The organism is Brevundimonas sp. (assembly GCF_041648055.1).
GTDB lineage: Bacteria > Pseudomonadota > Alphaproteobacteria > Caulobacterales > Caulobacteraceae > Brevundimonas.
In genome coordinates, this window is sequence record NZ_JBAZPS010000001.1 from 402,300 (window position 1) to 423,182 (window position 20,883).

Sequence of the window (20,883 nt, forward strand, 5' to 3'; positions counted from 1 at the left end):
GACAGGCTGTGGGCTGTTATCGCGCCGCGATGCTGACACAGGCGTTAACGGCCTCACCTCCCCATTCGCGTCGCGGATGGGGAGGTGGCGCGGCGCAAATATGCGCCGTGACGGAGGGGGCGGCGCAGGCGTTCGCTTGTCGAGGCGCTAACCCCTCTCGACCGCGCCGCCCCCTCCACCACGCTACGCGCGGTCCCCCTCCCCATCGCTGCGCGACAGGGAGGTGATGCGATCAAGCAACGAGCGACCGCGTCGCGAGCGTTAGCGCTCTTCCACTTGGAAAAAAGCGCTCAAACAGCGAGGCTCCGCGAGCCGAGCGTTAGCGCCCTTCCACTTGAAAGAAAAAATGTCAGACGGCCTGTAAGCCGGGTTCTGTTCCGCACCCCAAGCCGAAACCAGAAGTGCAGCGACGATCATTCATCTGGACCGTCCATCGCTGGACGGTTCTCGCGACCTACCCGGACGTCTGGGGCGGTGAGCCCTGCGAGCAAGCCCGCGCAACGTCCCTATTCGGTCTTGCTCCAGGCGGGGCTTGCCATGCCGTCGCTGTTACCAGAGACGCGGTGGGCTCTTACCCCACCCTTTCACCCTTACCGGTCCCGCAGGTCCGGAGGTTTGCTTTCTGTGGCGCTATCCCTCGGGTCACCCCGGGCGGGCGTTACCCGCCGCCTTTTCACCGTGGAGCCCGGACTTTCCTCGACCGAGGCCGAAACCCCCGCCGCGACCGCCCGGCCGTCTGACGGCCGCTAGGTGCGCTTTTGCGGCGCGCAGGTCAACGCCGGCTCAACGGACTTCGCCAAGGTCCGCTGTGGGTGGGAAGCAGACATCGCCGCTTCGCCAAGTGAGGGGCGCTCGATCAAAGTCAGGGATTAAGAGCCGCTACCCGGGTTTCGCCAGCGCGGTTCATGAGCGCAACATGGGGTGACGACCCGAAGGTTTTTGCAATGGCAAAGCCGTAGACCTGCTCAGCGTCATGCAAACTACCGCTTGGGGCTGTGAAAACCGTACGTGTGGTCTCCCCGGTCCCGAGATCATAGCGGCCAATAGTCGGTCCTGATTGGGTTGGGTAACTGAAGTAGACCGCCCCACCATGAATGGTGACATAGCTGGCACCCGAGTTGGAGTTCGGAGCGACATCCGCACCGAAATCGGCAGCGACGAGGGTGGACGGGCTTCGGGGTCCATTGTCATCGATCCTGTAGAGAGCATTAGGTTCGGGGCGGCGAGATCGCAGGTATGCTTGTCCGGTCATCTGATCCCGCAGCGCCTCTCCGTTGAAGCTGGACAAATGGCACAGCGACCGATCTTCTGGAGCCGTGGCGACAGGCCTGAAGTCAGCATTGCCTCGCTCCAGTATGGTCCAGTTGCACGACGCTCCTTCATTGTGAAGCAACGCGATACGCCCTGATGGCAGAACGACCGCCTCGTCGGGGGCGCTTCCTGGCAGGGTGAACGTACCTTGGACTTCCCCGTCGGAGTCCAAGAAGATCGTCCTCGCTGCAGGAACTCCAAACGGCTTCACCACGATGAGGAAACCATCCTGGAGGGGGACGGCATCATAGACCCGGGCGAAGTGCGCGCCCCGCTGAACACCTCTCAACTCCAGGCGGCCGTCGGCGGCGCGAGTAGCGCAGGCCAACCCACCCCGAGGCCCCGAAAAATAGCCATTGCGAACAGCCGTGAGGCCGCAACCGAAAGGTGCCTCGCCCCCTGCGCCGAACATAGTTTCAAGAACAGGTTCGGAGTTATAGGGGAAGGCGGGCTGCGCAGAGGACAGGGCCCACGCTCCAGCCTTTCGTAGGAAGACGGTAGGTACGATGTCGGTTTCGATAAGATGTCCGCTTGGTTGTGCGCACGACTGGACGACGCACGCAGCTGCTATAGTCGCAACCAATGCCAGCTTGGCCTTAAGTCTCATGGATGCTCCTGTAGAAATCGATGGATTTCAATTGTGCGGCAACCGCTATCCAAGGCGCGATAGTGGAGCAAAAGCGAATGTCCGCAATGGGTCGAGAGCGGTCGCCGACCTCAACGCCGAAAGCGGACACTGGCCGGGTGTTTGGGAAGCAAACGTGTCGGACATCCTCTGAGGCTGGGAAGCCCACACTCTTGGCCGCCCCGCTAGTTCAGCACCCCCGTCGTGCTCTCCGCCGTCGCCAGCTGGAGCACACCCATCAGCGTCGCCCGCGTCTCGCCATCGGCCACGCCGTCCACCTGCGCCGGTCGCCAGTGGCGCTGGAAGGCCTCGACGGTCAGCCGGGTCGCCTCGTCATAGTCGCCGCCGGGGGGCAGGCCATAACCCAGGCGGTGCAGGCCGGCGCGCAGGACGATGACGCCCAGACCCTCGTCCCCGACCTTCAGCGGCACGCCCAGGGCGGCGATCCGCTCCTGCGCCGGTTGGAACCACAGGCCGTGCCCGGAACCGGCCAGCCGCTTCCACGGAAACCGCTCGCCCGGGTCCTGCTTGCGGTCGGGGGCCAGGTCGGAGTGGGCGATGATGCGGGTGTCGGGGATGGTCCAGCGGGTGCGGATGTCCGCGATCAGACTGATCACCGCATCGACCTGAACCTCCGGAAAGTCACGATAGCCGAACTCATGGCCCGGATTGACGATCTCGATGCCGATGGAGGCGGCGTTGCAGTCGGTCTCGCCCAGCCAGACGCCCCGCCCCGCATGCCACGCCCGCCGTTCCTCGGGGACCAGTTTCAGGATGGAGCCGTCCTCATCGACGACATAGTGGGCCGACACCTTGGCCTCGGGGTCACACAGCCGCGCGATCGCGGCCTCGGCGGTCTGCATACCGGTATAGTGAAGCACCAGCATGTCCGGCGGGCCGCGCCGGGCATCGAAATTCGGGGACGGGACGTCGCGGACGATCAACATGATCCTCCCTGAACGTCTCTAGCGGCCCGTCCGCTCCCAGCCATAGGCGACCCAGGCCCCGTTGACCTTGCGCGCCTCGATGACGCCGTCGTCGGCACGGCGGTTGCGCACCGTCATCCGGCGACGCGCCCTCAGGGCCAGTCCGGCGAAGAAGACCAGAACGGCGGCGAACACGGCAAACACCGCGACCGCTGCGGCGGCGAATACGGCCAACACGGCCCCGACCGCCATGGCCACCATGGTCGCGATCACGCCGCCAAGCCACAGCACCGGCGCGAACAGGTTGCCGGAGGAACGGCGGCCTTGCGGGCCGAGGGCGATGCGGTCGGACGGGCTCATGTCTTCACCTAAAATAGACGCTGCAAAGGACGTCTCGCTCGCAATGTCGGTCCATCGACATGAACCGTCAATGACCGACACATCACAGGTCGGTGCAGGGCGTCGTTTCGTCTCAGTAGGGCTGGTCGGCCAGGACCGTCGCTCCCGACGCCCGCGCCCGATCGGCCTGCACCCGGCGCACCAGGGCCTCGGCCTGCGGATCATTCATGACGCCGCCAATGCCGACCAGGACCCTGGCCGCCTCGCTGGACACGCCGAACGCATCGGATAGGGCCTCGAACGGCGACTGCGGCGTCGGATAGCGTTTGAAACGCACCGAATCGCCGGCCGGAATCTTGGACAGCTCCCGCGCCTTGGCGACCGCCTCAGTCAGGCCGCCCAGCTGATCGACCAGGCCCAACCCTTGCGCCTGAGCGCCCGTCCAGACCCGGCCGCGCGCGATCTGGCGCACCCGGTCGGGCGACAGCTTGCGGCCCGTGGCCACACGCGTGATGAACTCGTCATAGGTCCGGTCGATCTGGGCCGCGAAGGCCGTGCGCTGTTCCGGGGTGAAGGGCTCCGACGGCGAGAAGGCACTGGCATAGTCCCCGCCGACCGACAGGCCGCGCATGTCCACGCCGAACCGGCCCAGCGCATCGGCCAGAACGAACTTGCCGCCGAACACGCCGATCGAGCCGGTCAGGGTCGAGGGCTGCGCCACGATCCAGTCAGCTTCGGAACTGATCCAGTAGCCGCCGGACGCCGCATAGTCGCCCATGGACACCACCACCGGCTTGCCGGCCGCCCGGGCCGCGCGCACCGCCGCCAGGATCTGCTCCGAGGCATCGGGCGAGCCGCCGGGCGAGGAGACGCGGAAGACGATGGCCTTCACGGCGTCGTCCTCGATCGCCTGATAGATGGCCTCGGCCGTGTCGTCCGAACTGATCTGCGCGCCGCCGCCGAAGCCGCCGCTGCCCGTGCCGGTCATGATGGCACCCTCGCCGCCCACGATGGCGATGGCCGAACTACCCGAGCCCGTGCGCTCGCCCTTGGACGAGGCATAGTCGGAAAACTCCATCAGCTCCGAACCGCTACCGGCCAGACGCTTGATCTCGGCCTCGGCCTCCTCGACCTGGCCGATCTTGTCGATCAGGCGGTTCTGCAACGCCTGAGCCGAGGAATAGGGGCCGGCCTCGATCACGGTGCGCAGCGCCTGGGGCGTCTGTTTGCGATCCTGGGCCGCATTGGCCAGCGACGTCGTATAGATCGAGGTCATCCAGGCCGACATCGCCTCGCGGTGCTCGGGCGTGAAGTCGTTCTCTGTGAACTCGTTGACGGCGTTCTTGTATTCGTAGCGCTGCTCGAACTGGGCATCGACGCCATAGCGTTCGAAGGCGCGGCCCAGGAAGATGGAGTCGGCCGAAAAGCCTGCCAGCTGGAAGGCCGAGGTGTTCTGCATCCAGAGCTGGTCCGCCGATGCGCCGACCATATAGCTGCTGACCGCGGTGCCGATGGGCATGAAGCCCTGGCTGTGGGCGATGACCGTCTTGCCCTTGGCGCGGAAGCGGCGAATAGCCTGGCGCACTTCGTCGGCGGCGGCGGGCGTCATCCCCGCCTCGGGCAGGCGGATCAGCAGCCCCTTCACCTTGGCGTCGTCCCCGGCCTGGGCCAGGGTGTCGACGATCTGCAGCGTCGACAGGCCCGAGCCGCCGAAGGCCGCGAACGGATTTGTCGGCGTCTGGTCGGTCACGCCCTCGCGCAGGTCCAGCTCGATCACCGTATTGCCGGGCGTCGCCGGCTTGGACGAGGCGGAGGCGACGATGATGCTGATGAAGACGACCGGAATGACCACGAAGAACAGCAGCAGGCCGGCGAACACGCCGCCCATGGTCAGGAAGAATTGCTTCATGATGTCGTCGAAAACCTGATCCGGACCGGCACTGGCCCTTGGGCCAGCATAGGGCGGCATCCGCCTCGGTCAAATGAAGGTCCCGTAATCAAGCCGGGCAGGCGGCGCTTACGCTGCGCTGCAACACACGCATTGATGAGCCGCATCGAAACCCCTATATCAGCCGCCTGCGAGCGGGGGCCTATTGCCCCGCGTCTAATGGACCGCACGCCCATGCTGGTCACGATGATGAAGGCCAAACTGCACCGCGCGACGGTGACCCAGGCCGATCTGGACTACGAAGGCTCCATCGCCATCGACATGGAGCTGCTGGAGGCTGCCGGCATCTTTCCGCACGAACAGGTCGATGTGCTGAACATCACCAATGGCGCGCGCTTCACCACCTATGCCATCGAGGCTCCGCGCGGTTCGAAGGTCATCGGCGTCAACGGTGCCGCTGCCCGCCTGGTCCAGAAAAACGACAAGGTTATCGTGGTCACCTACGGCCAGATGCCCGAGGAAGAGGCCCGCCAGTGGAGCCCCTCCGTCGTGCTGCTGGACGACGGCAACGCAATCAAGCGCGCGGCTTGACGCCCGTGGCATGATGCCGTCCCCTGACCGTGTTCAGGGAGAGACGCATCGTGAAATCCATTGCTGTTCTGGCCGTCGCCGTATTGGCGATCATGGGCCCCCCGGCCATCGCCCAGGACGTGCCGTCTTCGGCCAGAACCATCGTCGTCTCCGGCGTCGGCCGTGCGGAGGCCGCGCCCGACACCTTCCGCGTGGAAGCCGGTTTGCTGGGTCGGGGTCCCAGTCAGGACGAAGCCATCGGCGAACTGGTGCGCCTTCAGGCCCGGGTCACCGAGGCCCTGACCGGACTGAATGGCCTGACGGCGTCCGACCTGACCACCGGCCTGCCGGACGTCAGAGCCGTCTATGCCCCTGACTGCCAGAGCGCCCGCTACAATCAGGCCAGCCCGGACTGTGCCATTGTCGGCTATGCCGCCACCTCCAGCCTGACCCTGATCGCACAGCCTGCCGTGCGCGGTGGCGATGCGGTGTCCATCGCCGCGCAGAACGGGGCTCCCAATGCCCGATTGGTCTCGGTCTATCTGGCCGACGATCAAGCCCTGCGCGAACGATCGGCCCGCGCCGCCTTCGAGGATGCCCGTCGCCAGGCGCAGGCCATCGCTGCGGCGTCCGGTCAAACGCTGGGTGCCCCGTTACGGATCACCGATCCGCAAGCTGCCGCAGGTGAGAGCACAGTGGTGGACTATCTGGCCACGGTGCCTGCTCTCAGCAACGCGCGCGTGGCCAATACCCCCATCGTGATCGTGCCGGGCCCGTCGCGCGTCGAGCGCCGCCTGACCGTCGTGTTCGGGGTGCAATGAGATGACCGACAGCAAGGGCTTCCGCGCCGCGATCCGCCTCCTGTCCACGCTGCGCTGGCCGCTGTTTGCGGTCTATGTGCTGGCGGGTGGTGCCGCGGTGATGATGGCCACGCCGATCGGACTGAGCGCCCTGGGCCTGTCGCTCGACAGCCTCAGCTTCCTGCCCGCCCGCATCCTGACCGCGCCATGGAGCTTCGTGCCGTTGCTGGCCGGCCTGGATTCCGTGACCACCCTGGCCGTCTTCATCATCGGCTATGGCTTCAACGTCGCCATGCTGATGGTGGTGGCGCGGGAGTGGACGTACGACCCCTCCCTGCCCGCGACGGACGAGGAAGGGTCGCTACTCTGACCTAGCGGGCCAGGTCGTACACGCCCGTGATGTCGATCCGGATCGACAGCTCACCCGCCGCGACCGGGGTGGAGGCTCCGGCGTCCATCGACATGGCGCGAGCCGCATACATCGGCATCGGCGGCTGGGGCGCATAGCCACCGCCTTCCGACAGCGAGCGGATGCTGCCCAGCGGCGTGCCCAGGGCGTCGGAATAAAGCGCCGCCTTGGCCTGCAGATTACGGACCGCCAGACGACGCGCCTCGTTCTCGGCAGCCGAAGGATCCTTCAGACCGAAGCTGATCCCGTCGATCTGGTTGACCCCGGCGGCGACCACGGCGTCGGCGGTGGTGCCGACGCGGTCCAGGTCATTGATGATCACCGTCACCCGGTTGTTGGCCTGATAGCCGCGCAGTTTCGGCGGCTCGTTCTGGACGTAGTCATACTGGGCCGACAGGTTCAGGCCGCTGGTCTGGACGTCGCGTTCGCTGATCCCGGCGCGGCGCAGGGCGGCCATGACCTGGGTCATGCGGGTCGCATTCTGCTGCATCGCCTCGGCGGCGGTGGCGGCTTCCGTCACCACGCCAAAGCTGATGGTGGCCATGTCCGGTACGGCCTTGACCTCGCCATAGGCCGACAGGTTCAGCGACGGGCGCTCGGTCACCGCCTGGATGGTCAGGGGCGCGCCGCCGTTCGGCTGCGACTGGGCGATGGCGGTGGTGGTCATCAGGCCCGACGCCATCATGACGCCGCCCAGAACCAGGGCGCGGGAAAAGTTTTTCATCTTGGTCTCCGTAACTCAGTGACGATCCATCCGGCGTGACCGTGTCGATCAACCGTGGACGCCACAGTGACGCTACCCGTCTGAACGCCGGGACGGCGACGGCGACAGACGCCGTTCATCTAGATGAATTCGCAGACAGGCCTGTGGTTGCAACCCGCTCTTGGCAAGGCCGCCACCGCCCTGCTAGGCCACGCACACGGCGGGCGTGTAGCTCAATGGTTAGAGCCGACCGCTCATAACGGTCTGGTTGGGGGTTCGAGTCCCTCCACGCCTACCAAATCCGCCAACGAAGCCTACATCGGGGCTGTCCACTGCCCGGAGACCCCATGTCCTACATCGCCCGTGACGACCGCCCCGCCGACAAGGCCACCCGCTATGCCGAGGTCGAGGCCGAAATCCTGGCGGTGCTCGACGGAGAGCCCAACCGCGTGGCCCGCATGGCCACAGTCGCCTCCATGCTGGCGGATGCTTTTCCGGTCTTCTTCTGGACCGGCTTCTATGTCGTCGATGAGACGAAACCGGACGAACTGGTCGTCGGACCTTATCAAGGCACACTGGGCTGTCTGCGCATCGCCTTCGGGCGCGGCGTCTGCGGGACGGCGGCCAGCACGCGCCAGACCCAGATCGTCGAGGACGTCCACGCCTTCCCCGGCCACATCGCCTGCGACGCCCGTTCGGCCAGCGAAATCGTGGTGCCGGTGGTGGATGCATCCGGCCAGTTGATCGCCGTCTTCGACGTGGACGCCACCGAAGTGGCCGCCTTCGATGCGGTGGATGCCGAAGCGCTGGAGAGACTTCTGAATAAGGTCTTCGCCGCCTGACGACCGAATTTGACGCAGCCTCATGACATAGTCTTTCGACCCTGCCACGCTGGCACCCCGGCGGCGCGGTCAAAGCGCTGACCCTACCAGGTGGACTGAGTGGACTCAGTGGACTGTATTTTTTCGGAGCGCCGACAATGAGCAACCGCGTCATCATCGTCACCGGAGGTCACGGCGATCTGGGCCGGGCCGTAGTCGAACAGGCCCTGGCGGACGGATTGAGTGTCGCCATCATCGACCACGCCATGGGCCATGCGGCTCCGGCGGGGGTTCAGGAACTGGGCGGCGTCGATCTGACGGATGCGGCGGCGGCGGACAAGGCCATCGCGGCCGTCATGACCCGCTTTGGCCGCATCGACGCCCTGCTGAATATCGCGGGCGGCTTCGTCTGGCAGACGACCGACGACGACAAGCCCGCCTGGGACCGGATGTTCGCCCTGAACCTGACCACCGCCCTGAACGCCAGCCGCGCCGCCCTGCCCCATTTGAAGGCATCGGATGAAGGCCGGATCGTCAATGTCGGGGCCAATGGCGCCCTTCGCAGCGCGGCGGGCATGGGGGCCTATGCGGCCTCCAAGGCGGCGGTGCATCGCCTGACCGAAAGCCTGGCCGAGGAGTTGAAGACCACGTCGGTCACGGTCAACGCCGTCCTGCCCTCCATCCTGGACACCGAGCGCAACCGTGCCGACATGCCCGATGCCGATCCTTCGACCTGGGTCGCGCCTGCCGATCTGGCGCGGGTCATGCTGTTCCTCGCCTCGCCCGACAGCCGCGCCATGACCGGGGCGCTGGTGCCGGTCATGGGCCGGGTGTGATGATCATTGTAAACCGCTCATCCCGGCGAAAGCCGGGATCTAGTCCTGTCCAGCTTGACGCCGATGATCCAGGACTAGGGACTGTGCGACGTACCAACGACCTTTCGGCCAAAGATCTGGGTCCCGGCTTTCGCCGGGATGAGCGGAATGAAAAGTAAGCCCGCCCGTAGCGTTCTTTACCTGCCCGCCTCTAACGCCCGGGCTATCGAAAAGGCGCGCACCCTGGCCTGCGATGTCGCCATTCTCGATCTTGAAGACGCCGTCGCCCCCGAGGCCAAGATCGAGGCCCGGGCCGCCGCCGTCGCCGCCGTCCGTTCGGGAGGTTTCGGCCCGCGCCTGGGCGTCCGCATCAATGCCCTCGACACCGAATGGGGCAGCGACGATCTGGCCGCCTTGTCCGATACGCCCATCGACCTGATCGTCGCACCCAAGGTCGAGGACGCCGACACCGTCCGCGCGCATTCCAGCCAGATTCCGTCAGGCACTGCCCTTTGGGCCATGGTCGAGACGCCGCGCGCCCTGTTTGCCCTCAATGACATCGCAGCCAGCGGTGGCCCGCTTGAGGCCCTGATGCTGGGCACCAACGATCTGGCGACCATGCTGCGCACAGGCCCTTCGCCCGACCGTGAGCCGCTGAAACCCTGGCTGGCCCTGACCGTCGCCATGGCCCGTGCCCACGGACTGATGGCCATCGACGGCGTCTTCAACCGCTTCGCCGATTCCGAAGCCTTCGCCGCCGAATGCGCCCAGGGTCGCCTGTATGGCTTCGACGGCAAGAGTCTGATCCATCCGTCCCAGATCGACGGGGCCAACGCCGCCTTCGCGCCTACCGAGGCCGAAATCACCAATGCCCGCGCCATCGTCGCCGCCTTCAACGCGCCCGATGCGGTTGGACGCGGCGCGATCCAGATCGAGGGCCAGATGGTTGAGCGCCTGCATCTGGCCGCCGCCGAACGGGTGCTGGCGCAAGCCACGACGAACCCCTGATCCCCCCTCTCGACCGCCGCATTCCGGACGCCTATCTAGAGCACAGATCCACGTACCGGACGCGCCCAGGCGACCGGCACCAACCCGAGGGCCGAGCGCCCTCAAGCAGCGAGACGCCGCGCGTCGAGTGATAGGGCCCCTTACCAACATGACACACGCCGTCATCGCCGCCACGGGGCTGTTCACGCCCGACCAGTCGATCTCCAACGAAGAACTGGTCACGGCCTATAACGCCTATGCCGACGGCTATAATGCCGAGCACGCGGCCCAGATCGTCGAGGGCGACGTCGCCCCTCTGACGCCGTCCTCGGTCGAGTTCATCGAAAAGGCCTCGGGCATCAAGTCGCGCTTCGTTCTGGATAAGGCGGGCGTTCTGGACCCCGAGCGGATGGCCCCCAACATCCCCGAGCGCGCCAATGACGAGCTGTCGATCATGGCCGAGATGGCGGTCAAGGCCGCGCAAGCTGCCATCGCCGCCTGGGGCAAGCCGGTCAGCGAGATCGGGGCGGTCCTGTGCGCCGCCTCCAACATGCCCCGCCCCTATCCGGCCCTGGCCATCGAGGTTCAGCAGGCCCTGGGCATCGAGGGCTTTGCCTTCGACATGAACGTCGCCTGTTCCAGCGCCACCTTCGGCATCAAGACGGCGGCGGACTTCATCACCGGCGGCTCGGTCAAGGCTGTGCTGATGGTCAATCCGGAGGTCTGCTCCGCCCACCTGAACTTCAAGGATCGCGACAGCCACTTCATCTTCGGCGACGTCTGCACCGCCGTAATCGTGGAATCGTCCGATACCGCAGGACCGGGCGGCTGGGACGTGCTGGGCACCCGGCTGAAGACCAGCTTCTCCAACAACATCCGCAACAATTTCGGCTTCCTGAACAACGCCGCCCCTGAAGGCATCGGCGCCCCCGACAAGCTGTTCATCCAGCAGGGGCGCAAGGTGTTCAAGGATGTGGTGCCGATGGTGTCGGACATGATCGTCGACCACGCCGGCGAACTGGGGATCGACCCGACGGCTCTGAAGCGGATGTGGCTGCACCAGGCCAACATCAACATGAACCAGTTCATCGGCCGCAAGGTCCTGGGTCGCGAGCCCGAGCCGCACGAGAACGTCATCATCCTGGACGACTATGCCAACACGTCTTCCGCCGGCTCGATCATCGCCTTCCACCTCCACCACGACGGCTTCGAGGCAGGCGACACGGGCCTGATCTGCAGCTTCGGCGCCGGCTATTCGGCCGGGACCGTCTTCGTCAGGAAGCGCTGACAGCTACTGCCGCGCGGCGTCCGTCCGCGCGCGCACCGCCCCGAACTCCGAGGCCGGCTTCCACGTCGGCCAGTCGGTGCCGTTGGCCAGGTCCAGCCCCAGGCGATACAGCAGGGTCAGGTTCTCGACCGCCGAGCTGAAATCCAGATCGGCGGACCATTCGTCGCTGGGCTTGTGATAGTCGGCATCGAACTTGGCCCGATAGGCCGGCAGGCCCACCGCCGCGCCGCCTTCGTCCAGATCGACGCCGTGCCACGGCATCAGGGCCGGCACGCCCGCACGGGCGAAGGGGAAGTGGTCGGAGCGGTAGTAATATCCCTGCTCCGGCTCGCGGTCGTCGGTGACATAGCGGCCCTCGACCTGGGCCAGGACCTCCAGCCGGTCCTCGAGGTCGTTCTGCCCCTTGCCGAAGATGGCCAAGTCGCGCGTCGGGGCCGACAGCGGCAGCATGTCGATGTTGATGTCCGCCACCGTCGTCTCCAGCGGCCAGACCGGATTGGCGGTGTAACCATAGGCCCCCAGCAGGCCCATCTCCTCGACGGCCATATGGGCGAAGACGAGGCTGCGTTTCGGACGCGGAGCCTGGCTGAATTGACGCGCGGTTTCCAGCACACCGATCGTGCCCGACGCATTGTCCCAGGCCCCGTTGAAGATGTTGTCGCCGGTCATGCCCGGATGCTGTTCCTCGCCCCCGACGTGGTCCCAGTGGGCGGAATAGACGACGGTCTCGCTCGGACGCTCGCTGCCCTCGATGCGGGCCAGCAGATTGTGGGTGACCAGGGTGTCGATGGTCTCCTCGGCGCTGACCGACAGGCTGACGCCCGGCAAGGCCACGGCTTTGAACTGACCCCCTGCCGTCGTGGGCAGCAGCGCGGTCAGATCGACACCGGCTGCCTGGGCGAGAGCCGTCGCGACCTCGACCGTCATCGCGCCCGAGAATTCGGTGTCGGCCGCACCGGGGGTCAGCGTCCGGCGACGATCATTGCCGCCCCCGACACGGGGCACCAGGGTGATCACGCCGATGGCCCCGCGCCGCCTGGCCTCATCGGCCTTGTAGGCCCCGGACTGATAGTTGGTGGCATAGGCCCCGTTGAACAGGTCGCCCTCGGGCTCACCGGCCACCACGATGACGACCTTGCCCGTCACATCGACGTCGCCGTAATCGTCCCAGTTCCGCTCCGGCGCCGAAATGCCGTAGCCGGCGAAGACCACGCCCGCGTCCTGGACATCCGTCTTGCCGTCATTGCTGACGGCGCGCAGGACGATGTCGGTGCCGACCGTCAGCGGGCGCGACTGGCCGTCCGGTCCGGCCCAGCTGGCCGTCGCCGGGCGCGCAGGCGTATAGCGTTTCAGTTCGATCGGTTGCAGCCACTGCCCGTTCGGCCCGCCGGGTTGCAGCCCCATGGCCTCATACTGGGCCTGCAACCAGGCCAGGGTCATGCGCTCGCCCTCCGTGCCCGGATAGCGGCCCTGGAAGCTGTCGTCGCTGATGGTGCGAACGCCGTCGCTGAGGCGGGCGGCCGAGAAGTCCTGGGCCTGAACCGCTCCGGCGGCGAGCAGCACGGCGGCGACGGCGACGCCGCCCATCATCTTGCGAAACATCGGAAAGCTCCGTCCGAAAAAGGTCTGGTGCGGACATACGGGCGCAGCGCCCCTCTGGCCCATTAAGTTTTCGTCATGTCGCTCTCCTTCCCCCTCGGGGAGGGATGTCGGCGCAAATCGACGACAGGGTGGGAGGGGCTCGGCGCGGCAAACACCGACGCTTGTTGCCTGCCTTGGTCCTCCCCACCCGGTCGCTGCGCGACCACCCTCCCCCGAAGGGAAGGGAAAGCTTGGCTACTGCCGCTCCGCCGCCGTCGCCTCGCGTGCGGGCGCAAACTCAGACCCCGGCTTCCAGGCGGGCCAGTCGCGGCTGTTGGCCAGGTCCAGACCGACTTCGTACAGAACCTGCAGGTCCTCGGCCTGACCGGTCAGGTCCCAGTCCGCAGACCATTCGTCTGCCGCCTGATGATAGCGGCTGCGGCCATACTCGGACCGGGTCGCCTCGCGCTGGGCGATCGGCTCGTCGCGGAAATCGCCGGTACTGCCGCCATAGGTCATGGGCACGCCGCGCTTGGCCAGGGGGAAGTGGTCGGAGCGGAAATAGCCGCCCGAGGCCGGGTTGGCGTCCGGCTGAATCTCGCGTCCTTGCGCCTCCACCTTGGCCCCGATCCGCTCGTCGAAGTCGGACTGGCCGTAGCCGGTGATGCCATAGCGGGCCGTGCGGCCGTAGACGTTCATCGCGTCGGCATTGAAGCCGCCGACGGTCTTGGCCAGCGGATAGACCGGGTTGGAGGCATAGAATTCTGAGCCCAGCAGTCCGCTCTCCTCGGCGGTGAAGCTGATCATCACGATGGAGCGCTCGGGGCGTGGCCCGGCTCCGAACGCGCGGGCGATCTCGATCAGCCCCGCTGTGCCCGTGGCATTGTCGACTGCACCATTGAAGATGGTGTCGCCCTCGGCATCGGGGGCTCCCACGCCGATGTGGTCCCAATGGGCGGTGTACAGGATCGTCTCGTCCGGATGGGTCGTGCCTTCCAGCCTGGCCAGGACGTTGCGGGTGGTGATCTGGCTGGTGGCGACGTCGAACATGCCGCTGAAGCTCGCGCCTTCCAGCTCGACCGGGCGGAAGTCGCGGCTCCGGGCCGCAACCTTCAGGGCCTCGAAATCCTGACCAGCGCGCTGGAACAGGTCCACGGCCACGTCGCGCTGGATCCAGGCCTCCATCGGCACCCGCTCGGCCGCCGCATTCTGACGCACGATGTCGAACTGCGGTCCCGACCAGCTGTTGGTCACCGTGGCCCAGCCATAGGAGGCCGGAGCCGTCTCATGCACGATGATGACGCCCGCCGCGCCCTGACGCGCCGCCTCTTCATACTTGTAGGTCCAGCGGCCGTAATAGGTCATGGCCCGACCGCCGAAGGTGTCCAGCTCGGGCTGTTCGAAGTCGGCGTCGTTGACCAGCACGACCAGGATCTTGCCGCGCACATCGACATCCTTGAAGTCGTCCCACTGACGCTCGGGCGCATCGATGCCGTAGCCGACGAAGACCAGCGGCGTGTCCATCAGCATGACGTGGTCGCCGGGCAGGCGGGTCGAGACCACAATCTGTTCGCCCGGGGTCAGGGGAATGGTGTCGTCACCGGCCTTGAGCCGGGCCTGGATGTTGGAGGCGGTGAAGCGGTTCAGGGTCACGTCCTGCGTCCACTGGCCGTTCGGGCCACCGGGCTGGAAGCCGGCGGCCGCATACTGCTCGCTCAGATACTGGACGACCATCTCCTCAGCGGGAGTGCCGATGCCGCGCCCCTGAAAGCTGTCGTCAGACAGAACTCGGGCATGTTCGGACAGCCGTGCCGTGTCGAATGTCTGGGCCTGCTGGGCCAGCACTGGCGTGGACAACATCAGGGCGGCGGCAAGCGCGGCGGCGGACACGGACAAACGCATGGACGGTGACACCTTCAAAGTCTCTGTATGTCCTGACGTTAGGGCAGGCGTCCGACGCTGTCGATGCGGCGACACAGGGCTTCCGGCACGAAAAACCCGCCGCGGCCGGAGCCGGGCGGGCTGATCGTTCGACCTGGACAGCGAGCCTTAGTGGGCCACGCCTTTCCAGATGCGGCGGTAGCTCATGTAGGTGATGCCAGCGAACAGGAACAGGAACACCATCACACCTACGCCGGCCTGCTTGCGCTGGACCTGCTTGGGATCCGAGGCCCATGCGATATAGGCGGCGACGTCCTTGGAATACTGATCCACCGTCTGGGCGGAACCGTCGTCATAGGTCACCTGACCGTCGCGCAGCGGCGCGGCCATGGCGATGAAGCCACCGTAGGGCACCGGGCCCTCGCCGGTCCAGAACGGCGTCAGGTCGCCGGCCATATAGGGGTTGTAGTTCTGGCCGGGCAGGATCTGCAGGCCCGCAGGTGCGGCCTTGTAGCCCGACAGCAGGGAGTAGATGTAGTTGGCCCCGTCGTGACGCGCCTTGGCCATGACCGACAGGTCAGGCGGGGCCGCGCCACCGTTCGCCGCCGCAGCAGCGACAGCGTTTGGATAGGGATTGGGGAAGCGGTCGGCGGCGATGCCGTCGCGCATGATCGGCTCGCCGGTTTCCGAATCGATATCCGGCACCTGAACCTCGGCGGCCAGGACCTTCACGAAGCGGTTGGCGGCGGGGTTTTCCTGATGCGAGTCGTAGAACGGACCACCCGGCTCGGCCAGGGTCCGGAAATACATCAGGTTCATGCCGTGGCAGGCGGAGCAGACCTCGCGGTAAACCTTGTAGCCGCGCTGCAGCTGGCCCTGATCGAAGGAGCCGAACGGCCCCTCGAACGAGAAACCACCCGAGCGCGGGTGCTTGGCCTCACCGGCGGCCAGGGCGGGCGAAGCCGCCAGGGCCAGCCCGGCAGCGGCGGCGATCATGACCAGGGTCTTCTTCATGGTGTTCGTCTTCAGGGTCATGGTCGCGATCAGCCCTTCTTCTCGGCCGAGGCAGGAACGGCCCCGCTCATGGCGTCGCTGGTGCCCAGGACCGGCTCGGAGATGGTCGCAGGGATCCGGCGCGGTGTTTCACGCAGACCGACAAGCGGCATGATCACCAGGAAGAAGGCGAAGTAGTAGAGCGTCAGGAAGCGGGTCAGCCACAGGTAGGAGTTCAGATCACCGTCGATCAGGGTGAAGGTGCTGAACGAACCGATGACGGGGGCGTCAGGCAGTTGCCCACCACACCAGCCCAGGCCCAGACCCACGATCACGAAGATGATGAAGAAGGTCCGCATCGTCGGGCGATAGCGCATCGACCGCACCTTGGACGTATCCAGCCAGGGCAGGACGAACAGCACGCCGATGGCCGCGAACATGGCGACCACGCCGCCGAACTTGTCCGGCACCGCCCGCAGGATGGCGTAGAAGGGCAGCATGTACCACTCGGGCACGATGTGCGCCGGCGTCACCAGCGGGTTGGCGGGGATGTAGTTGTCCGCATGGCCCAAGGCATTGGGCATGAAGAAGACGAAGAAGGCGAACAGGATCAGGAACAGGATGATCGCGAAGCCGTCCTTGACCGTATAGTACGGGTGGAAGGGCAACATGTCCTTCTTGGCGCGATCCTTGGGGATCAGGATTCCGACGGGGTTGTTCTGACCGGCGTGGTGCAGGGCCCACAGGTGCAGGACCACACAGCCCGCAATCACGAACGGCAGCAGATAGTGCAGCGAGAAGAAGCGGTTCAGCGTCGCATTGTCGATGGCCGGGCCGCCGCGCAGCCAGATCAGCACGGGCTCGCCGATGACCGGGATGGCCCCGATCAGATTGGTGATCACCTCGGCGCCCCAGAAGGACATCTGACCCCAGGGCAGGACGTAGCCCAGGAAGGCGGTCGCGATCATCAGGAAGAAGATCACGCAGCCCATGATCCAGATCATCTCGCGCGGGGCCTTGTAGGAGCCGTAGTAGAGGCCGCGCAGCATGTGGATGTAGACCGCGATGAAGAACATCGAGGCCCCGTTGGCGTGGGTGTAGCGGATCAGGTCGCCGCCGTTGACGTCGCGCATGATGCGCTCGACCGAGGCGAAGGCCATTTCGGTATTGGGCACATAGTGCATGGCCAGGAAGATGCCCGAGGCGATCTGCACGACCAGGCACAGCGCCAGGATAGCCCCGAAGGTGTACCAGTAGTTCAGGTTCTTCGGCGTCGGCAGCGACATATAGTCGGCTCCGAAGCGGATGATCGGCAGGCGGGTGTCCATCCACCGCTCGATGGCGGTCTTGGGCACATAGGTGGATTCGTGATCGCTCATGCTTCTGACCTAATCAACCGATCTGCACGCGGGTGTCGGAGACGTATTGGTACTCCGGCACGACGAGGTTCAACGGGGCGGGGCCCTTACGGATACGGCCCGAGGCGTCATAGTGCGAGCCGTGGCACGGGCAGAACCAGCCGCCGTAATCACCGGCATTGAAGGTCGGGACGCAGCCCAGGTGGGTGCAGGAGCCGATGACCACCAGATATTTCTCGTGACCAGCCTTGGTGCGCTCGACGTCGGTCTGCGCCGGGCTGCCGACGGCACCCTCGCTGACGACGCGCTGCAGTTCGGCAGGGGTGCGGAAACGGATGAATACCGGCTTGCCCTGCCATTTGATGACGACCTGCTGGCCTTCCTGAACCTTGGTCAGGTCGAACTCGATGGTCGACAGCGCCAGGGTATCGGCGGCCGGGTTCATCGAATTGATCAGCGGCCAGACGACCATGGCCCCGGCACCGACAGCCGCAGCACCGGCCGCGATGTGGATGAAGTCCCGGCGGGTGGCTTCGCCACTTTCGTTGTTCTCAGTCACGACCGATTCGGCCACGTCACACTCCTCATGCGCCGCGTGTCGCGCGTCTGAAGACGGCGTTTGTCGCGGCATGAACGCTTTAGCGAAAAACCCTTGTCCTGACCCGGTCTGGATTTGCGGCTCATCGACGCAAGTTGCTGACGCCACTTGCGAAACAGTCGCAATTAAGACCGCGACAAGCCCCCGGGCCACGCGTAAGAGGGCCTTAGAATGCGTCTCGCCCTTTTTCAACCGGCCATTCCACAGAACGTCGGCGCCAGCATCCGCTTGAGCGCCTGTTTCGGCGTGGACCTGCATGTGATCGAGCCGACAGGCTTCCACTTCGACGACCGCGCCATGAAGCGCGCGGCCCTGGATTACGGCCCGCTCAGCCACCTGACGCGCCATGCCGATTGGGACGCATTTCAGCGAGATCGCAGCCCTGGCCGCCTGATCCTGTTCACGACCAAGGGGGCCACGCCACTGAACGCCTTCGCCTTTCAGCCCGACGACACCCTGCTGTTCGGCAGCGAAACCAGCGGGGCGCCCGACCACGTCCATGCCGCCGCCGATGCCCGCGTTGTCATACCGATCCGCCCAGAGGCGCGCTCACTGAACCTGTCGGTCAGCGCCGGCATGGCGCTATGGGAGGGGTTGAGACAGACGGGCGGTCTGACGTTGCGCTGACGTGTCTCTTCCCTCCCCGTCCCGCGAGGGACTAGACACTTGGCTATGAGCGACGTGACCACCGATCCCCTTAAGCTGAAGCAGGCCGAGACCCGCGCCTGGTTCGAAGCCTTGCGCGACCGCATCCATCTGGCGTTCGAAGCACTGGAGGATCAGGCGTCGGCGGAGTTGTTCCCCGGTGAGCCCGGTCGGTTCGAGCGCACGCCGTGGCAGCGACCGGAAGGTGGCGGCGGCGTCATGGGGATGATGCACGGACGGCTGTTCGAAAAGGTCGGGGTGCATTGCTCGACCGTGCATGGCACCTTTCCCGCGGATTATGCGAAGACCGTGCCCGGTGCTGCGGAGGACCCGCGCTTCTATGCCACCGGCATCAGCCTGATCGCCCATCCGGTCAGCCCGCGCATCCCGGCGGTGCATATGAACACACGCTTCATCTCGACGACGAAAAGCTGGTTCGGCGGCGGGGCGGACCTGACGCCGGTGCTGGATGTTGATCGACATCCGGACGCCAAGGACACCTTGGGCTTCCACGCCGCCATGAAGTCGGCCTGCGATGCCCACGATCCGGCCTATCATGCGAAGTTCAAACAGTGGTGCGACGACTACTTCTGGCTGGCCCATCGTAACGAGCCTCGCGGCACCGGCGGCATCTTCTACGACCACCACGACAGCGGCGACTATGCCCGAGACTTCGCCTTCACCCGCGACGTCGGCGAGGCCTTCCTGTTCGCCTATTCCGAGATCGTCGCCCGCCGCATGGTCGAACCCTGGACGCCAGAAGAGCGTGAAGAGCAACTGGTCCGGCGCGGTCGATACGTCGAGTTCAACCTGCTCTATGATCGGGGCACCATGTTCGGCCTGAAGACCGGCGGCAATGTCGACTCGATCCTCAGTTCCATGCCGCCGGTGGTGAAGTGGCCTTAGCGAGGGTCCAAGTTCAGGCGATGACTGCGCGAACCGAGGCCAGATCGGCGTAAACCGTCTCGAACCTCTCTGGGTGCCCCTCCAGACCCCGAAGTTGCTGGGGACGTTCCGGCTCGATGCCGATGGCGGAACGTACGGCCTCGGGGAATTTGGCCGGATGGGCTGTGGCCAGGGCGACCACCGGGCCGTCGCGGCGGTTCAGTCGGCGCGCCGCAGTCAGGGCCACCGCCGTGTGGGGGCAGATGACGCGGCCTGTCTCGCGATAGGTACGGCCGATCTCCTCGGCTGTTTCGGCCTCGGTCACGGCGACCGCCGACACCTCGCGGCGCAAGGCTCCCAGCAGGTCGTCGGGGATCTGGACCCGTCCGTGCCGCGCGAAGTCCTCGAACAGGCCGCGCGTCAGGTCGGCGTCCCGGCCCGAGGCCTCGAACACCAGCCGCTCGAAGTTGGAGGGGGCTTGGACGTCCATGCTGACGCTGGCGGTCGCGGTGGCCGTGGTCCGCTCGTACACGCCGGTGTTCAGCGCGCGGACCAGGGCGTCGTTGCGATTGGTGGCCGCGACCAGGCCGTCCATAGGCACCCCCATCCGCTGCGCGCCCCAGCCCGCGAAGGCGTCGCCGAAATTGCCGGTCGGCACCACATAGGTCGCCTTCGGAGCCGCATCACCCAAGGCCCGCGCCGCCGTCACGTAATAGGGAATCTGACCCGCCAGCCGCGCCCAGTTGATGGAGTTTACGGAGCTGAGCCGCCGCCCGTCACGCAGGCCCTCGTCGGCCAGCAGAGCCTTTACCAGCCGCTGGCAGTCGTCGAAGTCACCCCGCACCGCCAGATTGCGGACATTGTCCGCGCCCGTGGTCGTCATCTGCAGGCGCTGGATGGGCGAGACGCGGTCGAGCGGATGCAGGATCACCAACTCCACCCCCTCGACGTCCGCAAAGGCGCGCGCCGCAGCCGCGCCGGTGTCGCCACTGGTCGCCGTGATCAACAGCAGCCTCTGTCCGCTCTGCTTCAGCGCCGCCTCGGCCAGCACCGCCGCCATCTGCATGGCGTAGTCCTTGAACGCCGCCGTCGGGCCGTGGAACAGCTCCAGCATGTGCAGATTGGGGCCGATCTGGACCAGGGGCGTCACCTCCGGCTCCAGGAACCCTTCAGTCAGACGCCAGGTCGCCCGCGTCAGCGCCTCGTCCGGCAGGGCATCGCCGACGAAGGGACGCAGCACGGCATGAGCCACCTCTCGCGCCGAATGGGCGGTCATCGCCTCGGGAGTCAGGGCGGGCCAGCGGCTGGGCACATACAGGCCGCCGTCGGGGGCCACGCCACGCAACAAGGCCTCGGCGAAGTCTATGGCGGGGCTCTGGCCCCGGGTACTGATGTAGATCGATGCAGCAGCGGGCATGGGCGGTCCGATGATTGGTCAGATCATCCAACAGGTCGCCATG

Annotated in this window: 20 protein-coding genes, 1 tRNA gene and 1 other RNA gene; 10 read left to right on the plus strand and 12 right to left on the minus strand. The window is 66.1% G+C overall.

The genetic code is table 11. From position 1 onward, the window contains the following. Window positions 1-345: 345 nt before the first annotated feature. The 5 genes from rnpB to sppA form a co-directional block, all read right to left on the minus strand. Window positions 346-740, minus strand: an RNA gene (gene rnpB, locus WC585_RS01895) — RNase P RNA component class A. 122 nt (window positions 741-862) lie between these two features. Then, a complete protein-coding gene (locus WC585_RS01900) occupies window positions 863-1,918 on the minus strand; it encodes a hypothetical protein (protein ID WP_373255823.1) in 1,056 nt (351 codons plus the stop codon). 203 nt (window positions 1,919-2,121) lie between these two features. After that, on the minus strand, window positions 2,122-2,883 hold the full coding sequence (locus WC585_RS01905; protein ID WP_373255824.1) for an N-acetylmuramoyl-L-alanine amidase: 762 nt from the start codon (window positions 2,881-2,883) through the stop codon (window positions 2,122-2,124). Between the two features lie 18 nt (window positions 2,884-2,901). Further along, window positions 2,902-3,222 (minus strand): hypothetical protein, encoded by a 321-nt coding sequence (locus tag WC585_RS01910; RefSeq protein WP_373255825.1) that lies wholly within the window; start codon window positions 3,220-3,222, stop codon window positions 2,902-2,904. A gap of 112 nt (window positions 3,223-3,334) precedes the next feature. Continuing rightward, on the minus strand, window positions 3,335-5,110 hold the full coding sequence (gene sppA, locus WC585_RS01915; protein ID WP_373256772.1) for a signal peptide peptidase SppA: 1,776 nt from the start codon (window positions 5,108-5,110) through the stop codon (window positions 3,335-3,337). A 213-nt stretch (window positions 5,111-5,323) separates the two neighbouring features. Here sppA and panD point away from each other — a divergent pair, with 213 nt between their 5' ends. The 3 genes from panD to WC585_RS01930 are packed head-to-tail and all read left to right on the plus strand — an operon-like array spanning window position 5,324 to window position 6,829. Continuing rightward, the gene (gene panD / locus WC585_RS01920; RefSeq protein ID WP_373255826.1) at window positions 5,324-5,680 is read left to right on the plus strand and encodes an aspartate 1-decarboxylase; all 357 of its coding nucleotides are present in this window, start codon (window positions 5,324-5,326) and stop codon (window positions 5,678-5,680) included. A 50-nt stretch (window positions 5,681-5,730) separates the two neighbouring features. After that, complete coding sequence (locus tag WC585_RS01925) at window positions 5,731-6,480, plus strand: SIMPL domain-containing protein (RefSeq protein ID WP_373255827.1); 750 nt, start codon at window positions 5,731-5,733, stop codon at window positions 6,478-6,480. Window position 6,481: 1 nt separating this feature from the next. Beyond that, window positions 6,482-6,829: a hypothetical protein gene (locus WC585_RS01930; RefSeq protein WP_373255828.1), complete on the plus strand. Its 348-nt coding sequence runs from the start codon at window positions 6,482-6,484 to the stop codon at window positions 6,827-6,829. Window position 6,830: 1 nt separating this feature from the next. Here WC585_RS01930 and WC585_RS01935 read toward each other — a convergent pair whose 3' ends face one another. Beyond that, window positions 6,831-7,592 carry an SIMPL domain-containing protein gene (locus tag WC585_RS01935; protein WP_373255829.1) on the minus strand — a complete coding sequence of 254 codons (762 nt, stop codon included), beginning with the start codon at window positions 7,590-7,592 and terminating at the stop codon, window positions 6,831-6,833. Between the two features lie 201 nt (window positions 7,593-7,793). Between WC585_RS01935 and WC585_RS01940 the strand changes: the two genes are divergently transcribed. From WC585_RS01940 to WC585_RS01960, 5 genes are all read left to right on the plus strand, one after another. Then, a tRNA-Ile gene (locus tag WC585_RS01940) sits at window positions 7,794-7,869 on the plus strand. 49 nt (window positions 7,870-7,918) lie between these two features. Beyond that, complete coding sequence (locus tag WC585_RS01945; protein ID WP_373255830.1) at window positions 7,919-8,413, plus strand: GAF domain-containing protein; 495 nt, start codon at window positions 7,919-7,921, stop codon at window positions 8,411-8,413. Window positions 8,414-8,550: 137 nt separating this feature from the next. Beyond that, window positions 8,551-9,228: an SDR family NAD(P)-dependent oxidoreductase gene (locus WC585_RS01950; protein WP_373255831.1), complete on the plus strand. Its 678-nt coding sequence runs from the start codon at window positions 8,551-8,553 to the stop codon at window positions 9,226-9,228. A gap of 147 nt (window positions 9,229-9,375) precedes the next feature. Then, window positions 9,376-10,215, plus strand: coding sequence for a CoA ester lyase (locus tag WC585_RS01955; protein ID WP_373255832.1), 840 nt, complete (start codon window positions 9,376-9,378; stop codon window positions 10,213-10,215). 148 nt (window positions 10,216-10,363) lie between these two features. Next, on the plus strand, window positions 10,364-11,482 hold the full coding sequence (locus WC585_RS01960; protein ID WP_373255833.1) for a beta-ketoacyl-ACP synthase III: 1,119 nt from the start codon (window positions 10,364-10,366) through the stop codon (window positions 11,480-11,482). Between the two features lie 3 nt (window positions 11,483-11,485). Here WC585_RS01960 and WC585_RS01965 read toward each other — a convergent pair whose 3' ends face one another. From WC585_RS01965 to petA, 5 genes are all read right to left on the minus strand, one after another. Further along, window positions 11,486-13,084: a M28 family peptidase gene (locus WC585_RS01965; RefSeq protein ID WP_373255834.1), complete on the minus strand. Its 1,599-nt coding sequence runs from the start codon at window positions 13,082-13,084 to the stop codon at window positions 11,486-11,488. Window positions 13,085-13,318: 234 nt separating this feature from the next. Beyond that, complete coding sequence (locus WC585_RS01970) at window positions 13,319-14,965, minus strand: M28 family metallopeptidase (protein ID WP_373255835.1); 1,647 nt, start codon at window positions 14,963-14,965, stop codon at window positions 13,319-13,321. A gap of 147 nt (window positions 14,966-15,112) precedes the next feature. Next, window positions 15,113-15,979 (minus strand): cytochrome c1, encoded by an 867-nt coding sequence (locus WC585_RS01975; protein WP_373255836.1) that lies wholly within the window; start codon window positions 15,977-15,979, stop codon window positions 15,113-15,115. An 8-nt stretch (window positions 15,980-15,987) separates the two neighbouring features. Then, the gene (locus WC585_RS01980; RefSeq protein ID WP_373255837.1) at window positions 15,988-17,316 is read right to left on the minus strand and encodes a cytochrome bc complex cytochrome b subunit; all 1,329 of its coding nucleotides are present in this window, start codon (window positions 17,314-17,316) and stop codon (window positions 15,988-15,990) included. A 13-nt stretch (window positions 17,317-17,329) separates the two neighbouring features. Beyond that, on the minus strand, window positions 17,330-17,926 hold the full coding sequence (gene petA / locus WC585_RS01985) for a ubiquinol-cytochrome c reductase iron-sulfur subunit (protein WP_373255838.1): 597 nt from the start codon (window positions 17,924-17,926) through the stop codon (window positions 17,330-17,332). Between the two features lie 138 nt (window positions 17,927-18,064). Between petA and WC585_RS01990 the strand changes: the two genes are divergently transcribed. Continuing rightward, complete coding sequence (locus tag WC585_RS01990; RefSeq protein WP_373255839.1) at window positions 18,065-18,520, plus strand: tRNA (cytidine(34)-2'-O)-methyltransferase; 456 nt, start codon at window positions 18,065-18,067, stop codon at window positions 18,518-18,520. A gap of 45 nt (window positions 18,521-18,565) precedes the next feature. Further along, window positions 18,566-19,444 carry an oxygen-dependent coproporphyrinogen oxidase gene (hemF, locus tag WC585_RS01995; protein ID WP_373255840.1) on the plus strand — a complete coding sequence of 293 codons (879 nt, stop codon included), beginning with the start codon at window positions 18,566-18,568 and terminating at the stop codon, window positions 19,442-19,444. 13 nt (window positions 19,445-19,457) lie between these two features. On the opposite strand, the gene thrC is transcribed toward hemF, so the two are convergent. Next, complete coding sequence (gene thrC, locus WC585_RS02000) at window positions 19,458-20,840, minus strand: threonine synthase (protein ID WP_373255841.1); 1,383 nt, start codon at window positions 20,838-20,840, stop codon at window positions 19,458-19,460. Window positions 20,841-20,883 lie beyond the last annotated feature (43 nt).

Coding starts and splice junctions, on each gene's coding strand:
- panD (WP_373255826.1), top strand. CDS start 5,324: ATGCTGGTCACGATGATGAAGGCCAAACTGCACCGCGCGACGGTGACC.
- hemF (WP_373255840.1), top strand. CDS start 18,566: ATGAGCGACGTGACCACCGATCCCCTTAAGCTGAAGCAGGCCGAGACC.
- WC585_RS01980 (WP_373255837.1), bottom strand. CDS start 17,316: ATGAGCGATCACGAATCCACCTATGTGCCCAAGACCGCCATCGAGCGG.
- WC585_RS01990 (WP_373255839.1), top strand. CDS start 18,065: ATGCGTCTCGCCCTTTTTCAACCGGCCATTCCACAGAACGTCGGCGCC.
- WC585_RS01905 (WP_373255824.1), bottom strand. CDS start 2,883: ATGTTGATCGTCCGCGACGTCCCGTCCCCGAATTTCGATGCCCGGCGC.
- WC585_RS01950 (WP_373255831.1), top strand. CDS start 8,551: ATGAGCAACCGCGTCATCATCGTCACCGGAGGTCACGGCGATCTGGGC.
- WC585_RS01935 (WP_373255829.1), bottom strand. CDS start 7,592: ATGAAAAACTTTTCCCGCGCCCTGGTTCTGGGCGGCGTCATGATGGCG.
- thrC (WP_373255841.1), bottom strand. CDS start 20,840: ATGCCCGCTGCTGCATCGATCTACATCAGTACCCGGGGCCAGAGCCCC.
- WC585_RS01975 (WP_373255836.1), bottom strand. CDS start 15,979: ATGACCCTGAAGACGAACACCATGAAGAAGACCCTGGTCATGATCGCC.
- sppA (WP_373256772.1), bottom strand. CDS start 5,110: ATGAAGCAATTCTTCCTGACCATGGGCGGCGTGTTCGCCGGCCTGCTG.
- WC585_RS01945 (WP_373255830.1), top strand. CDS start 7,919: ATGTCCTACATCGCCCGTGACGACCGCCCCGCCGACAAGGCCACCCGC.
- WC585_RS01960 (WP_373255833.1), top strand. CDS start 10,364: ATGACACACGCCGTCATCGCCGCCACGGGGCTGTTCACGCCCGACCAG.
- WC585_RS01900 (WP_373255823.1), bottom strand. CDS start 1,918: ATGAGACTTAAGGCCAAGCTGGCATTGGTTGCGACTATAGCAGCTGCG.
- WC585_RS01970 (WP_373255835.1), bottom strand. CDS start 14,965: ATGCGTTTGTCCGTGTCCGCCGCCGCGCTTGCCGCCGCCCTGATGTTG.
- petA (WP_373255838.1), bottom strand. CDS start 17,926: ATGCCGCGACAAACGCCGTCTTCAGACGCGCGACACGCGGCGCATGAG.
- WC585_RS01965 (WP_373255834.1), bottom strand. CDS start 13,084: ATGTTTCGCAAGATGATGGGCGGCGTCGCCGTCGCCGCCGTGCTGCTC.
- WC585_RS01955 (WP_373255832.1), top strand. CDS start 9,376: ATGAAAAGTAAGCCCGCCCGTAGCGTTCTTTACCTGCCCGCCTCTAAC.
- WC585_RS01910 (WP_373255825.1), bottom strand. CDS start 3,222: ATGAGCCCGTCCGACCGCATCGCCCTCGGCCCGCAAGGCCGCCGTTCC.
- WC585_RS01930 (WP_373255828.1), top strand. CDS start 6,482: ATGACCGACAGCAAGGGCTTCCGCGCCGCGATCCGCCTCCTGTCCACG.